The following is a 14,285-nucleotide window of genomic DNA, read 5'->3' as shown; positions in this document are numbered from 1 at the left end:
GGGCCATGGCAGGAGTTCCCTCATGCTTATTCAACGCATTTTTGCCTCGGTGCTGTTGCTGGCCTGTGCCGGCCTGGCGCTGATGGCGTGGCCGTATCAGGCGGCTTTTTCCTACGAACCGGTCGGTCCTCGGGCATTCCCTCTGTTGATGCTGGGCCTGATGAGCCTGGCGCTGCTGTACATGGTGTTTCGCCCGGCGCCGATCAAACACAGCGATGACGAGCCGCCGCTGGATCGCGAAACCCTGACCAAGATCGCGATCTGCGTCGCCCTGCTGCTGGTGTTTGCCGGCTTGTTCGAGCCGCTGGGCTTCATTCTCAGCAGCATTCTGATCGGCATTCCGATGGCGCGTCTGTATGGCGGGCGCTGGTTACCGAGCGTCATCGTCACAACGCTGATGGCGATCGGTCTGTACGTGCTGTTCGACCGCGTGATGGACGTACCGCTGCCCCTCGGCCTGCTCGACGTTCTGGAGAACTGATATGGATACTCTCGGTTATTTGGGTCAGGGCTTCGGCGTCGCGCTGAGTCCGTACAACCTGGTCACCGCCCTGACCGGCACGCTGATCGGCACCGTGGTCGGCTTGTTGCCGGGCCTGGGCCCGATCAATGGTGTGGCGCTGCTGATCCCGATCGCGTTCGCCCTCGGACTGCCGCCGGAATCGGCCCTGATCCTGCTGGCGGCGGTTTATCTGGGCTGCGAATACGGCGGCCGGATCAGCTCTATCCTGCTGAACATTCCGGGCGAAGCCTCCACCGTGATGACCACCCTCGACGGTTACCCGATGGCCCGCAAAGGCCTGGCCGGCGTGGCGCTGTCGTTGTCGGCGTGGAGTTCGTTCATCGGCGCCTTCATCGCCACCTGCGGCATGGTGCTGTTCGCTCCGCTGCTGGCGAAATGGGCGATAGCCTTCGGACCCGCGGAATATTTCGTACTGATGGTGTTCGCGATTGTCTGTCTCGGCGGCATGGCCGGTGACCGACCGGTGAAAACCTTTATCGCGGCGTTGATCGGTCTGTTCCTGTCCAGTGTCGGCATCGACGCCAACAGCGGTGTGTACCGTTTCACCGGCGACAACATTCACCTGACTGACGGCATTCAGTTCGTGGTGCTGGTACTGGGTCTGTTCTCGGTCAGCGAAATCCTTCTGCTGCTGGAGAAAACCCACCGCGGCCAGGAAGCGGTGAAAGCCACCGGGCGGATGATGTTCAACTTCAAGGAAGCGGCGTCGGTGTTCGTGGTGAACATCCGTTGCGGCCTGCTCGGTTTCATCATGGGCGTGTTGCCGGGTGCCGGTGCGACCCTCGCCAGCGCCGTGGCCTACATGACCGAGAAACGCATCGCCGGTGCCAGCGGCAAGTTTGGCCAGGGCGACGCCCGCGGCCTCGCCGCACCGGAAACCGCCATCGGTGCCTCCGCTTGCGGCGCGCTGGTGCCGATGCTGACCCTCGGTGTTCCGGGTTCGGGTACCACAGCGGTGATGATCGGCGCCCTGTCGCTGTACAACATCACCCCCGGCCCGCTGCTGTTCCAGCAACAGCCGGACATCGTCTGGGGCCTGATCGCTTCGCTGTTCATCGCCAACATCATGCTGGTGATCCTGAACATCCCGATGATCCGCATCTTCACCCGCATCCTCGCCGTGCCGAACTGGGCACTGGTGCCGGTGATCGCGATCATTACCGGGATCGGCGTCTACGCCGTGCACGCGACTACGTTCGATCTGTTCCTGATGGTCGGCATCGGCATCTTCGGCTACATCCTGCGCAAACTGGACTTCCCGCTGTCGCCAGTCCTGCTGGGGTTCATCCTCGGCGGCCTGATGGAGCAGAACCTGCGCCGGGCGCTGTCGATTTCCAACGGTGCGCTGGAGATTCTCTGGTCGAGCCCGATCACCTTCGGCGTCTGGGTGCTGACCGCGATCATGTTGCTGATGCCGCTGCTGCGCATCTGGCGCAAACGCTCGGCCGCGCAACGCGCCGTTGCCGATGTCTGATCGGCTCTCCCTCAAAACCTGGTGGGGAACCCCGCTGGTCGGTCTGCTTGGCGGTTTCATCGCCAGCCAGATCGGCTGGCCGCTGCCGTGGATGGTCGGCTCGTTGCTGGCGATCATCCTGGTGCGCTGCCTGACTCCGTGGCAACTCACCGAAATCCCTGGTGGCCGCAAGTGCGGCCAGTGGATCGTCGGCATCGGTATCGGCCTGCACTTCACCCCGCTGGTGATGGAGCAGGTACTCAGCCACTTCGGCCTGATCTTCTTCGGCGCGCTGGTCACCAGCCTTTCGGCGGTGGTCGGCGTGTGGCTGATGCGTCGAACCGGCGAGGATCGCGCCACAGCGTTTTTCTCCAGCATGCCCGGCGGCTCCGGCGAGATGGTCAACCTCGGCGCCCGCAACGGTGCACTGCTCAGCCATGTCGCGGCGGGGCAGAGTCTGCGGGTGCTGGTGGTGGTGTTGTGTGTACCGGCGGCGTTCAAATATCTGCTGGGTGACGGCACACCGATTTCACACGCCGGCAGCGTCGATTGGCGCTGGCTGGCGATTCTTTTTCCGGCGGGCGGCATGCTCGCCTGGCTCTGGCAACGTTTGCGTCAACCCAACCCGTGGCTGTTCGGCCCGCTGCTGGTCAGCGCGGCGGTGAGCATCGGCTGGGATCTGCACATCGGTTTGCCCAATGGCGGCAGTCAGATTGGCCAGTGGTTGATCGGTAGCGGCCTGGGTTGCCACTTCAACCGGCAGTTCTTCCGCCGCGCACCATCGTTCATGGGGCGCACATTGATCGGCACGGCGCTGACCATGTTAATCGCGACCCTGGCGGCGTTGGGATTGAGTGCGCTGACCCAGCTCGACCTGCGCTCACTGACGCTGGGCATGATGCCCGGCGGGATCGCCGAGATGAGCCTAACGGCGGAAACCCTGCAACTGTCAGTGCCGTTGGTGACGGCAATGCAGGTGATGCGGTTGTTGTTCGTGCTGTTTCTGGCGGAACCGCTGTTCAAATACTGGAACCGTAATTCCGAAGCCTGATCCGGTTACTGATCGTTCCCACGCTCTGCGTGGGAATGCAGCCTGGGACGCTCCGCGTCCCAAAGCGGACGCAGAGCGTCCATTGAGGCGTTCCCACGCAAAGCATGGGAACGAGATTAGCTGCCAGCCCTGAGCATCAAACCACCGATGGCAGGCGCCACTCGATCGCCGCTTCGCCGTTCTGCTCGAGGAATTTGTTGGTGCGGCTGAAATGCCCGCAGCCAAGGAAACCGCGATAGGCCGACAGCGGCGACGGGTGCACCGAAGTCAGTACCAGATGCTTGGTGGCATCGATCAGCTTCTGCTTGCTCTGCGCATGGGCGCCCCACAGCATGAATACCAGATGCGGTTGTTTCTGGCTGACCACCTCAATGATCCGGTCCGTGAAGAACTGCCAGCCCTTGTCCTTGTGCGCATTGGCGTTGGCGCGCTCGACGGTCATGGTGGTGTTGAGCATCAGCACGCCCTGATCGGCCCAGCTCTGCAGATAGCCGTGGTTGGGGATGTCGATGTTCAGGTCGCGCTTCAACTCTTTATAGATGTTGACCAGCGACGGTGGTGCCGGCACGCCCGGTTGCACCGAGAAGCACAAGCCATGAGCCTGGCCCGGGCCGTGGTACGGGTCCTGGCCGAGGATGACCACTTTCACCTTGTCCAGCGGTGTCGAGTTCAACGCGTTGAAGATCATCGGTCCCGGAGGATAGATTTCCTTGCCGGCCGCCCGCTCCTGCTGCAGAAAAGTGCGCAACTCTGCCATGTAGGGCTGGTCGAATTCGGCACGCAGTGCCTCCTTCCAGCTCGGTTCGAGTTTGATACGGTCGTCAGCAGTCATGGTCATACCCGGCAAAAACAATGGGGCGAACCCTAGGAAAGCCGACCACGCTTGTCAATTGATCTGACGCAGATCCGGCACTTTCCCACACAGCGATCATACTGATCGTTCAAATTCCCGATCGAGGTCACGATGAATCTGCACTTCGAAGAACTCACCGGCACCGACGGCGCGCGCATCGGCGTGGCCACGCTGGATGCCGAAAAGTCGCTCAATGCGCTGTCCCTGCCGATGATCCACGCCCTGAGCGACAAACTGAACGCCTGGGCCAAGGATCCGCAAATCGTCTGCGTGCTGCTGCGCGGCAACGGCGCCAAGGCCTTCTGCGCCGGCGGCGAAGTGCGCAGCCTGGTGGAAGCCTGTCGCGCCCATCCCGGCGAGGTGCCGCCGCTGGCCGCCCAGTTTTTCAACGCTGAATACCGTCTGGACTACAGCCTGCATACTTACCCGAAACCGTTGATCTGCTGGGGCCATGGTTATGTGCTCGGCGGCGGCATGGGCCTGCTGCAAGGCGCGAGCATCCGGATCGTCACGCCGAGCAGTCGTCTGGCGATGCCGGAAATCAGCATCGGCCTTTACCCGGATGTCGGCGCCAGCTGGTTTCTGTCACGGCTGCCGGGCAAGCTCGGCTTGTTCCTTGGTTTGACCGGTGCGCACATGAACGGTCGCGATGCGATCGATCTGGACCTGGCCGACCGCTTCCTGCTCGACGAACAGCAGCAGGAACTGATCGACGGCCTGTTGCAGTTGAACTGGCAGGAACAGACCGCGATGCAGCTCAACAGCCTGCTCAAGGCGTTGCAGCAGGAAGCCGTGGCGCAGATGCCCGAGGCGCAATGGCTGCCGCGTCGGCAGCAAATCGATGAATGGCTGGATGTCAGCGACGTGACCTGTGCCTGGAAAGCCATCAGCCTGCATCGCGACAGCAGCGACCTGTTGATTGCCCGTGCGGCGAAAACCATGAGTGAAGGCTCGCCGCTTACCGCGCATCTGGTCTGGGAACAGATCATCCGCGCCCGCCACATGTCGCTGGCCGAAGTCTTTCAGATGGAATACACCCTGAGCCTCAATTGCTGCCGGCATCCGGAATTCAGCGAAGGAGTCCGGGCACGACTGATCGACAAGGATCACAAACCGCACTGGCACTGGCCGGACATCGCCCGGGTGCCGGACGCGGTGGTCGAGGCGCACTTTCACAAGGTCTGGGAGGGGCGGCATCCGTTGGCGGATCTGTCGCAATACTAAAACCGATCATTGCCCGCGATGGCAGTCTCCTAAGCTCTGTCGCGGGAAGTTTGAGCCCGTTGCGAAACTATCTGCGATCAAACATTCAACTCGTAAAACGCGATTATTTCCTTCATTGCCCGCAACGCCTCTTCATCATTTTTCGGCAAGATATCCTCTACATCCCGTAAGGGAGGTAGAGGGTGCAACAGCTCAGCGAGTTGATTCGCCGTGTAATTTTTAACAGTTCCTTCTTCTCCATGAACGCTGATGAAGCTGATAGCGGCACCGCCTCCTGAAAAGTGTTCGGAGACACGAATCTTTGGAGACATGCCATAACTCACTACGATGACGAGATCATTCCGTTCACGGTGGAACTTGAGTTGACCAATCGACAGTCCGACCTCCGAAAAATCTATACCGTCAGTTCCGCCACCGGCATTGACTACCAGATCTCGCCCAAGCCCATCATATTTATAAACATCATTGCCCCCGCCACCGGACAAGGTGTCATTGCCCGGCCCACCGTAAAGCACGTCATCGCCTGAGCCACCGCCGAGCAGATCATCCCCTTGCATCCCTCTTATTTCACCAGCGCCTCTGAGGGTGTCATTACCGCGACCGCCCACGAGCGGTAGAAAACGGTTCTCTCGAAAGGACTTAACCTGAGCAGCGTCCTGAACGGTGATGCCGTGATGATAAGTATCGGGGGCAATGCCTAATCGGCTGACGAGATCTTTAAAACTGATGCTCGATCCGTCAGAAAACCTCACCCGTTCAATTCCGGAACCACCGATGTCATTCGGATTGGGCAAAACGATTCGTACTTTTTGAGTTCCGCCCCATTCGATATCGAGTGTCGTGTACAACATCTGGGCCCGAGGCGGTTGACGATGAGCGTTACGTGGTGGGGCGGGTGAAAGTTCGATATTTACCGTCTCAACCAATACAGCGCCCCAAGTTAGCTTCAACTTATCTGGTTTCGCCTCTTCCGGAAGAACGACTGTATCAATATCAAGCACCCCAAACTCTTCATGCCACCCAGAGGCTCCAACCTCGGGACGCAAAAAAACAGGGTCAAGAACATCGGCAATAATGGTGGTTGCGCCATCATGCGCTTCAACTATGTAAGTGTCGGGACCGTTTTCGCCGTAAAGCCAATCTTCTCCCGATCCACTGATCAAAAAATCGGCCCCCGCGGAACCGAGCAGTGTGTCGTTGCCTGCGCCAGCTGATAAAAATGCGCCTGGGATCCTGTCGTTCACCCCGCCGTACTCAAGCACTGAACCAGCATAGGTAACCACCAAGTCATCTCCTGCACCGCCATGAAAGAGATTTCCCACTTCGAGATTTACCCTGCCGCCAGCGTCATTACCATGAACAACTTTATGCTTGATCGTTTGGGTAGTAGAGCTCCAGCGAAACGCTTTACGAACAGTTTCATGATTTTCAAAACTGCCAGCGGGGTACACGTACCACCCCTTAATGGCGCCCGAGTGGTCTATATCTTCGACTACAGCATCACCCAAGTTGAACGAGAACCCCGAATAACTGGAGCCAGAGGGGTAATATTTTGGCTTCTGTTTCGGTAATTGCGCAGCTTCAGCTTTTACATACTTGAACGTGGTTTTCGTTGCAGAGATTGACTGCCTTTCACTCACCACGGCGTCTGCGGCAATCGCCCCCATCCACTCAGGTGTATTGGAAAAGACTCCGACTTCAACGTCCTCATGGATCAGGTCGGCGCTGATGGCATAGCCACTTTCGTCGGTAGCAATATGATTTCTTACCCAAACACCCTGATCGTTCAGTGCAAATCCTGATGCCTGCCTGTCCGCTGAGCGCTTTGCTTTCAGTTCCGAAAGAAAAAGACTATCCCAGTCGATGTGACGACTGGTTTCACTACCTTCCCTCTCAGTAGAAGCGGCTAAGTCATCGGGCAGTGTCTGGACGACTGCCACGATCTCACTCTCCATGTCCTGAATTTTTCCGGCATCGGGCACCCTAGCAATTGTCGCGGACGGATCCGTTACATCTACCGGTTGCACCGTTAATTTGATTACATCCTGGAAACTCAGGATCACACCATCGCTGAACCTGAACGTAGAACTTGCCCAATTTTCATGGTGACGAATCAGAAGAATGTCACCAGTACCATTCGACAGCCGCAACGCTATGCCCGCATCAAGACTGACGATCTCGGCCTGCAAGTTCTCAGCAGAAAATCCACCGCCAAAATTTACAAGATTGTTGCCACCTGTATCGGTAACAACGTCCAGTCCATCGCCCACTCCGAAGTAGAAAACATCGTTGCCCTGCATCCCTTCCAGATAATCGTTGCCGGCGCCACCCTCAAACACGTTATCGCCAGGGCCGCCGCGCAAATAATCGACTCCCTCCCCGCCAACCAACGTGTCGTTTCCGCCACCGCCCAGCAAAGTGTCGTTGCCTGAACCGCCGTCAAGATAATCGGCGCCATGTTCTGCTTCGGATGTTTGCTCGTAGTCCCCCATCAAAAAGTCATCATCGGCACCGCCCAAGAGCGTATCGGCGCCCAAACCACCCCAGAGCGTATCGTTTCCTGAATTACCTTGAATGTAGTCATCGTTGGCTCCGCCCGCTTTCAAGTTGGGCTCATCGCCATCCAGAGCGTCGGCGCCTGATCCGCCTATCAGTGTGTCGGAACCACCCAACCCACGGAGTGTGTTGTCACCCGCACCGCCATCGAGATAATCATCACCGTGATAACGAATCGGGTGTTCATGGTAATCACCGACCAATTCGTCGTTACCGCTGCCACCGAAAAGTAAGTCATCCGCACCTCCGCCCCAGAGGGTATCGTCCCCCGCGCCGCCATCCAGAAAATCACTCCCGAAAAAATGCGCCGCATCACCCGAAATTCCTTGCAGTACGCTGTCATCTCCGTTCAGAACATCATTGCCAGCGCCACCGTACAGCACGTCGTTACCACCGTTGCCGGCTAGAGCGTCATCGCCATCGCCGCCCTGCAAAAAATCGTTGCCATGATGGATGCCGTGGAGACCGCCACCCCAATCGAGGTTGTCTCCAAACAATGTGTCATTGCCACTCCCGCCAGCCAGCGTGTCATTACCTCCCTCCCCGGCCAACGTGTCGTCTTCACTTCCGCCGTCAAGCAGATCATCTCCCCAGCCTCCATTGATAAAGTCCCGGCCCCCTTGGCCATAGAGAACGTCATTGCCTCCCTCCAAGGGTTGGTTCAAAGAGGAGTTCTCGAAGACGGTACGAAAGCTAGTGACTCCACCGGGGATTTGAACGTTGATCTGCTTGTATTCCCAATTTTGCTCATGTGCGCCCGTTGCTTCATCACCGGATAAATTGTCATCACCTGCTCCGCCAATCAGCGTGTCTTGACCATTGCCACCGAGCAGCACATCTCGCGAGGCAGTGCCCACAAGCAAATCATCACCCTGCCCACCATCCAGCCAGTCGCCGCGGCTGGCCTTTCCTTTTGTTGCATCGGCAAAGGCTTTTTCAAGAGACGACTGCTTGTCGCCGAACAAACGATCGTTGCCTTCTTTGCCGAACAATCGATCAGACCCGCCAAGACCAACGATCAGGTCGTCTTTCGGTGATCCGTAAAGCAAGTCGGCTTTGTTTCTCTGTTTAATATTGGGCAAAAGCTTGGCGTTACCCAACTCATCATAGGAAGGCTGATCCCCACGAACATTCGGGTCGGAATCTTTAACTTTCCAGTCGCCTTGAAGGACCAGATCGGGAGCGGGGAACGTCTGGCTCTGGTAATCAGGAAGATCAATGCCGAGCATCCCCGGCTTGAAGTTCTTTATGACGATGAGATCATTCAGTCCGTATTGAATGTTCAGCGTGGTTTCAGCCAGATCTTCAATGAGCGTCAAGGTGATGGCTCGATCCTCCGTAAGCCAGATATTGCTGAGCGGAGCACTCCGTTCGAGAGGTGGGACCGGAAGTCCATTTATCAGCAATCCGCCCCCAACGGGCGCATCAAAAATTTCGTCGACTCCATCTCCGCTGGAGAACTCATACCGATCGTTACCCGGCCCGCCAGTCAGCGAGTCGTTACCCTTGCCACCCACCAACACATCGTCACCGGCCATACCGTACAACGCATCATTGCCATCGCCTCCTGTTAAAGAGTCATTGCCGCGAGCCCCTTGGATAAAGTCGTTACCAGACAGTCCGCTCATGGAATCGTTGCCGCCACCGCCGTAAAGATGATCGGTATTCGTTCCGCCACCAAATGATCGACCGCCGTCATCACCAAACATGACCAGAGGGTTTGAGACGCCTGTGGTCATCGGGGCCTGTTTGCCCGAAGCCAAATCCGAATAGGAAAAGGTCTGGACAGTGTTTCGACCGAACGATCCATTGGTTCGGGCAATCAGCCGGGCCAGCATTTCAGAGCGATCAGCAAGCCACTGCTCAGTGATGAAACCCTCCCCCGTTTCGGGATCGTAAAGCTCCAGTTCGCGTCCGGAAAAACCGTCGGCTCGCTCAATCACGATTTCGCTTAGTTGCTTGAGGGAATTGCGTAACGCGGCGCCGATGGGCGTTGCCTGACTGGCCAACGTTGCCCAGTCCTTGGCACTGCCATACTCGCCAATGGTACTGGTAACGATGCTTTGCGATTGAGACGGAGAAAGTGCGGAGAAAAATGTGTAGGCATTGGAGGCGAAGGTTTCGTCGGTGGTAGGCGTGGCGGCCGAGTTCCCGTCGTAGGTTCGCCTGAACATGTCAAAGAAATCATTCAGGTTATATCGCAATATCAGGCTGACAATGGGTGAGATGGGCGTACCTTTCACCACATGCTGAATCAGCGGATTGATGCTGCCACTGGCAAGAGCGATATTTATTTGTTCGGGCAGGACTGAAAACAGGCTTTCAACCATATTCGACCCGAAGTTTTTAATCACTGCCTGCAATGCAACACTGTATGAGTCCACGGCAAACAGAATATTCTTTAGATCGTCCCGCCTATTGAACTTGGCGAGATCATGATTACCTTTGATGTGGGAGTCCGGATCACCGGCGGAGATCAATCGCCAGGTTTCATAGGGTTTTTCTCCACCCAACAGGCTGAAGCCGATTGTTCCAGACCATCCCGCATTACGACTGGTAGCTGTATCAATGTCACCAACATCTTCACGAAATAATACTTTACCAATAGCGCTCGCATCGATTGCTGCAATTTGGCTTATGGAGGGCACAGCCCATGGCGCCAAATCATGCTCAACGGAGCCTTTTATCAACGTATTCATGAGATTGACAGCCACCTGATTAGATGACTCTTGCATCTTGAAATCGCTAAACTTTTTATTTAGCCTCAACTCCCCCTGCCGCAGGGTGTAGGCTCGGATCAACGTAGAGTAAGCGCCCACCCCGCCATTCGCATCAATTGCTACATCGAGCCAGAGTTTGGCATTTTTAAAAATGCCCATTACGTTCTCATCGAACGCAGAACAATCTAAAAATTTTTCACCCAAAATATTTGACAATGCGCGGTAAAGTACAGCACAGCTTCGCCCCTCTACCGCCACAGCACGATACTCTTGCCGCTCGACATTGAATTCCATCCCATCACAAACATTTGCAGCCTGCAAAATTGCCGTCTTTTCCAAATCGCTGAATATATAAGTCATATTTACTTCCCTGTAATAATTGAACGTGAAAGATAGTCACTAACAGACTTAAGCGCTTCAGGAGCGCCCCGTAATCCTTCTGTACCCAAATGTATACGGCCATCCCCACCTGCAAAGTCAAAACTGTGCAACTCGACCGTACAGTACGCACGCAAACTCCCAAACTCCAAATTCTCCAACTGTTCCTTATTCATTTTCAGAAGATATGCCTTACTCAAACCACTGGCCGAAGCTTTAGATTCTGGCGAATTCAAACCATCACAATTTATCGTCCGTGGTGTTCCATCACGCCGGCGCCAGTCCTGCATAACAAAAGTTACAACAGAGAATTCATTTTTAATACTGGGTGGTGGCGCGGTAAGCCAAAGTTCCAAGCCTGGATAATTTTTCAGCTTAACAATCAGTTCATCCGGCCAATTCACATGCCGCCCGCCCATGTTGTGCGGTGCCGTGGTATCCCTTCTTGTGAAAAGCCTGGCGGTAACGTGGAAATGCGTCCAGCTGGTGGGTGGTTCTACCCCAAGAGTTTCATACACAGGAACCAGTTCTTTTCCCGTCCACCAGAATGACCCATCAAGAAGATCGGCAATACAGGAACCGTCGCTCCTTAAAGTCGATCCAAAATAGAACCCGGGAATCCTTGTACGATCCAGCAGGCTGCCGCCAAGTATCGGGACCTGCTCCATACCCGCCAGCTTCTTGCTGCACGCCCCTTGTTTCTTCTGATAAATCTCCCGCGCTTCTGCGGCCTCCTCCCATCGGATACAGAAATCAACGACCCAATAACAGATCGCCAGTACCACTCCATATTTAATTCCCCTTCTGCACTGGCGAAAAACTTCCTTGCGAGACATCTTAAGCATTTCAAATCTCCATTTTAAAATGACCAGTCACATCACTTGAAACAACTCACCTCATCAACTCCTTAAACACTCCAAAGTAACCGCTTACTCCTTTAACCACATCGAATTCGCTTGCCTTCAACCTCGCCGCATCCTTCACAGACTCAAAACCAGCGAAAGACGTTAAAACCCTGCACACTGCCGTGGCGATTTCTTCAGCGTCAAAAAAATCAACAAGTATCCCGCTGATTCCATCTTCGATAACTTCCTGCACGGGAGCGGTATTTGAACCTATGACAACACAGCCAGATGCCATGGCTTCCAACAGAGACCAAGACAAAACAAACGGATATGTCAAATACACGTGAGCCTTTGAAAGACTCAGAACCGACCTGTATGTTTGATAAGGCAACTTCCCAACAAAGTGAACATTGGAAATATCAACATCCACCTCCGCGACCATCTTGCTTCGCCAGTTCCGGTATCCAATGGGCATCCGCCCATAACTGACACCATCCCCACCCACTACAATGACCTGCGCGCTCGGGCACTTTTCCTGAATATAGGGAATGGATCTCATAAAACTATGAAAGCCTCGGTAAGGTTCGAGGTTTCTGGCGACATAAGTCACGATAGGCTGACCTGCTTTTATCACGCGCCCACTCGGCAGCGTTACAGACGCGACCTTTTCTGATTCGGCAAACTGAACAATGCCTTCGTGAATGACGCGAATTTTAGACTGATATGTTTTAGGAAAAAGACCGCGCTGCCATTGTGTAGGTGCAATCCCGGCATCACACTGTTCAACATTCAGGAGATGCATCGAATTCAAGACTCTAAGCCTTGAGGACGCGTCCATCGCACTGGGAAATTCAGGATCAAAACCAGAGTCTGCCCCGTGCGCTCGGTAATAATACTCACAGAAATGAACCAGAGGTACATCGGGATACACATCTTTGACGAATAGCGATTCACCCCACCCAGGATGAGCGAGAACTACATCAGGCTGAAAGCCTGCATGGCTGAGCTTCTTCAATATTCTTTGAACTTGTTGCCCGTCCGAAACAGCCTCTTGATATCTATGCAAATAGTCGTGAGCGTCATTAGTCATATTCCTTGATGGTCGATATCGAAATAACTTTACCCCGGCAATACCTGGCGCTGTATCGCGTCCAATTGCAATGACGCCCAGACGCCTGCGCAATGCTTCCAACGCCACATGACGAAACTGACCGGGAAAATTCTGATGAATGATAAGAAGATTCATATCCGAGCAATATCCCGCGCTTATACACCTCCATGAAATTGAAGTTTTTCAACATCAACATATGCATACAAACGCTAACAAATGCCCAGAAATAAAACTGTAGGAGGGTTCCGAGAACCTCCTAGGAGATGGTGCGATACACGCATTGCAAAAAAACAGGCACAAAAAAAGCGGCGCTCAATGCGCCGCTTTTTTGCGGGTGGTTACCAGCGGTTGCCGTGTCGGCCGTAATCGCCACGTCCACTGTGACGGTCGTAATTGCCACGACCCCGGCGGTCATCCCAGCCACCGCGACGGTGGTCGTCCCAGCGTCCGCGATCATGGTCGTGCCAGCGACGGCTTTCGTAGTAGCGCGGAGCCGGTTGGTAGTAACGGGGCGCTGAATAATAACGGGGCGCCGGTTGGTAATAGCGCGGGGCTGGCTGGTAGTAGCGCGGGGCTGAATAGTAGGTGCTGCCGCCGCTGTAATAGGTGCCACCGCTGTAATACGAAGGTGCCTGCGATGTGTAGACCTCTGAGCTGTAGTAGCCATCTCCGTAGGAATAAGGGACGCATCCGCCAAGGGAAAAAAGCATCACGGTAAACAGAAGAATTCGGCGATACATGGCGGCCTCCTGGACCGCGGGTAGCCACACCAGCGACGCTGGCAGGCGTCAGTCTTTCATTCGGCGACTGACGAGATATCTGACAGCGATTTCGGCATCCGGTGCGTTTCTGCAACAACTTGAAACAAGTGATTGATGAAACCTTGTTCATGCAGAAACGCCGTCATTCAGCCGCTGATTAGTGGTGCCCACCGTGGTATCCACCGCCGTGATAACCCCGTCCGTAACCGCCGCGATAGCCATGGCCGCCGTAGTAATAGCGGGCGCCACCGTAGTAGCGCGGACCGTAATAACCACCGTAGTAATAGGGCGAGTAATAGCCGGGATAGTAATAAGGCGTGGAGTAAACATCGTAACCGCCGGCGTAGTAGTAACAACCGGACAGCCCTAGACCGAGCACTGCTCCCAGCAGCACCCGACGCAGCAATTTTGAAATACGCATGGCGGCCTCCTGAAAGACCTGTGACAGCAGTCGGCACAGACCGGCTGACAACAGTTTTGACTGGCGGACCGGCAGCGAGTGCCCACGCCTCACGGGCATCGGATCAGCGGCACCGGACGCTGCATGACGGTGCAAGCGCGCACCAACACAAAGCGTCGTCTGCACCCGCCAACCTGGCCCATCCACCCGCAAGCCAAGTGGCAGAGGGCTCGCCGCAACTTGGCACGCCTCTCGCTTTAACAAACCCGTGCAGGAGTCATCACAGGTTCGCGGCACCACAATTTGCAATGGCTGACTAGGGTTCCGGCTCGCATCTGCGAGTGGCTGGTCCGAGAGTTGGCGACCTCCAGTTGAGGTTACACGGCGGGACAAAAGCCCGGGAGACAAGC

Annotated in this window: 10 protein-coding genes and 1 riboswitch; of the genes, 4 read left to right on the top strand and 6 right to left on the bottom strand. The window is 55.6% G+C overall.

All coding sequences use genetic code 11. From position 1 onward, the window contains the following. Window positions 1–22 precede the first annotated feature (22 nt). From CAF77_RS20870 to CAF77_RS20860, 3 genes are read left to right on the top strand one after another with little or no spacing between them, the layout of a single operon-like run. A complete protein-coding gene (locus tag CAF77_RS20870) occupies window positions 23–481 on the top strand; it encodes a tripartite tricarboxylate transporter TctB family protein (protein ID WP_011332895.1) in 459 nt (152 codons plus the stop codon). Window position 482: 1 nt separating this feature from the next. Then, window positions 483–1,997: a tripartite tricarboxylate transporter permease gene (locus tag CAF77_RS20865; protein ID WP_011332894.1), complete on the top strand. Its 1,515-nt coding sequence runs from the start codon at window positions 483–485 to the stop codon at window positions 1,995–1,997. Beyond that, window positions 1,990–3,027: an AbrB family transcriptional regulator gene (locus tag CAF77_RS20860; protein ID WP_064383086.1), complete on the top strand. Its 1,038-nt coding sequence runs from the start codon at window positions 1,990–1,992 to the stop codon at window positions 3,025–3,027. Before CAF77_RS20865 ends, CAF77_RS20860 begins: the two co-directional genes overlap by 8 nt. Before the next feature lie 136 nt (window positions 3,028–3,163). Here CAF77_RS20860 and ung read toward each other — a convergent pair whose 3' ends face one another. Beyond that, complete coding sequence (ung, locus tag CAF77_RS20855) at window positions 3,164–3,859, bottom strand: uracil-DNA glycosylase (protein ID WP_085655544.1); 696 nt, start codon at window positions 3,857–3,859, stop codon at window positions 3,164–3,166. A gap of 132 nt (window positions 3,860–3,991) precedes the next feature. On the opposite strand from ung, the gene CAF77_RS20850 reads away from it, so the two are divergent. After that, on the top strand, window positions 3,992–5,104 hold the full coding sequence (locus tag CAF77_RS20850; protein WP_039772698.1) for an enoyl-CoA hydratase/isomerase family protein: 1,113 nt from the start codon (window positions 3,992–3,994) through the stop codon (window positions 5,102–5,104). 77 nt (window positions 5,105–5,181) lie between these two features. On the opposite strand, the gene CAF77_RS29635 is transcribed toward CAF77_RS20850, so the two are convergent. From CAF77_RS29635 to CAF77_RS20825, 5 genes are all read right to left on the bottom strand, one after another. Continuing rightward, window positions 5,182–10,740 carry a calcium-binding protein gene (locus tag CAF77_RS29635; RefSeq protein ID WP_085655517.1) on the bottom strand — a complete coding sequence of 1,853 codons (5,559 nt, stop codon included), beginning with the start codon at window positions 10,738–10,740 and terminating at the stop codon, window positions 5,182–5,184. Between the two features lie 2 nt (window positions 10,741–10,742). Further along, window positions 10,743–11,603 (bottom strand): hypothetical protein, encoded by an 861-nt coding sequence (locus CAF77_RS20840; protein WP_085655518.1) that lies wholly within the window; start codon window positions 11,601–11,603, stop codon window positions 10,743–10,745. Between the two features lie 46 nt (window positions 11,604–11,649). Continuing rightward, window positions 11,650–12,849, bottom strand: a complete 1,200-nt coding sequence (locus CAF77_RS20835; RefSeq protein ID WP_085655519.1) for a glycosyltransferase family 4 protein — start codon at window positions 12,847–12,849, stop codon at window positions 11,650–11,652. Between the two features lie 203 nt (window positions 12,850–13,052). After that, window positions 13,053–13,454: a hypothetical protein gene (locus tag CAF77_RS20830; protein ID WP_085655520.1), complete on the bottom strand. Its 402-nt coding sequence runs from the start codon at window positions 13,452–13,454 to the stop codon at window positions 13,053–13,055. 178 nt (window positions 13,455–13,632) lie between these two features. Continuing rightward, window positions 13,633–13,896 (bottom strand): hypothetical protein, encoded by a 264-nt coding sequence (locus CAF77_RS20825; RefSeq protein WP_064383076.1) that lies wholly within the window; start codon window positions 13,894–13,896, stop codon window positions 13,633–13,635. Window positions 13,897–14,180: 284 nt separating this feature from the next. Beyond that, a riboswitch (guanidine-I (ykkC/yxkD leader) is annotated at window positions 14,181–14,281 on the top strand. The last annotated feature ends 4 nt before the right edge of the window (window positions 14,282–14,285 follow it).

The sequence above is a fragment of the Pseudomonas sp. R15(2017) genome, assembly GCF_002112685.1.
GTDB lineage: Bacteria > Pseudomonadota > Gammaproteobacteria > Pseudomonadales > Pseudomonadaceae > Aquipseudomonas > Aquipseudomonas glycinae.
The sequence above is the reverse complement of the archived record's forward strand: the minus strand, read 5'-3'. Positions and strand labels throughout refer to the sequence as shown.

What these genes read in the sequence shown, in the direction of transcription:
- CAF77_RS29635 (WP_085655517.1), bottom strand. Translation starts at nt 10,740, where the DNA reads ATGACTTATATATTCAGCGATTTGGAAAAGACGGCAATTTTGCAGGCT.
- CAF77_RS20835 (WP_085655519.1), bottom strand. Translation starts at nt 12,849, where the DNA reads ATGAATCTTCTTATCATTCATCAGAATTTTCCCGGTCAGTTTCGTCAT.
- CAF77_RS20865 (WP_011332894.1), top strand. Translation starts at nt 483, where the DNA reads ATGGATACTCTCGGTTATTTGGGTCAGGGCTTCGGCGTCGCGCTGAGT.
- CAF77_RS20840 (WP_085655518.1), bottom strand. Translation starts at nt 11,603, where the DNA reads ATGCTTAAGATGTCTCGCAAGGAAGTTTTTCGCCAGTGCAGAAGGGGA.
- ung (WP_085655544.1), bottom strand. Translation starts at nt 3,859, where the DNA reads ATGACTGCTGACGACCGTATCAAACTCGAACCGAGCTGGAAGGAGGCA.
- CAF77_RS20870 (WP_011332895.1), top strand. Translation starts at nt 23, where the DNA reads ATGCTTATTCAACGCATTTTTGCCTCGGTGCTGTTGCTGGCCTGTGCC.
- CAF77_RS20860 (WP_064383086.1), top strand. Translation starts at nt 1,990, where the DNA reads ATGTCTGATCGGCTCTCCCTCAAAACCTGGTGGGGAACCCCGCTGGTC.
- CAF77_RS20830 (WP_085655520.1), bottom strand. Translation starts at nt 13,454, where the DNA reads ATGTATCGCCGAATTCTTCTGTTTACCGTGATGCTTTTTTCCCTTGGC.
- CAF77_RS20850 (WP_039772698.1), top strand. Translation starts at nt 3,992, where the DNA reads ATGAATCTGCACTTCGAAGAACTCACCGGCACCGACGGCGCGCGCATC.
- CAF77_RS20825 (WP_064383076.1), bottom strand. Translation starts at nt 13,896, where the DNA reads ATGCGTATTTCAAAATTGCTGCGTCGGGTGCTGCTGGGAGCAGTGCTC.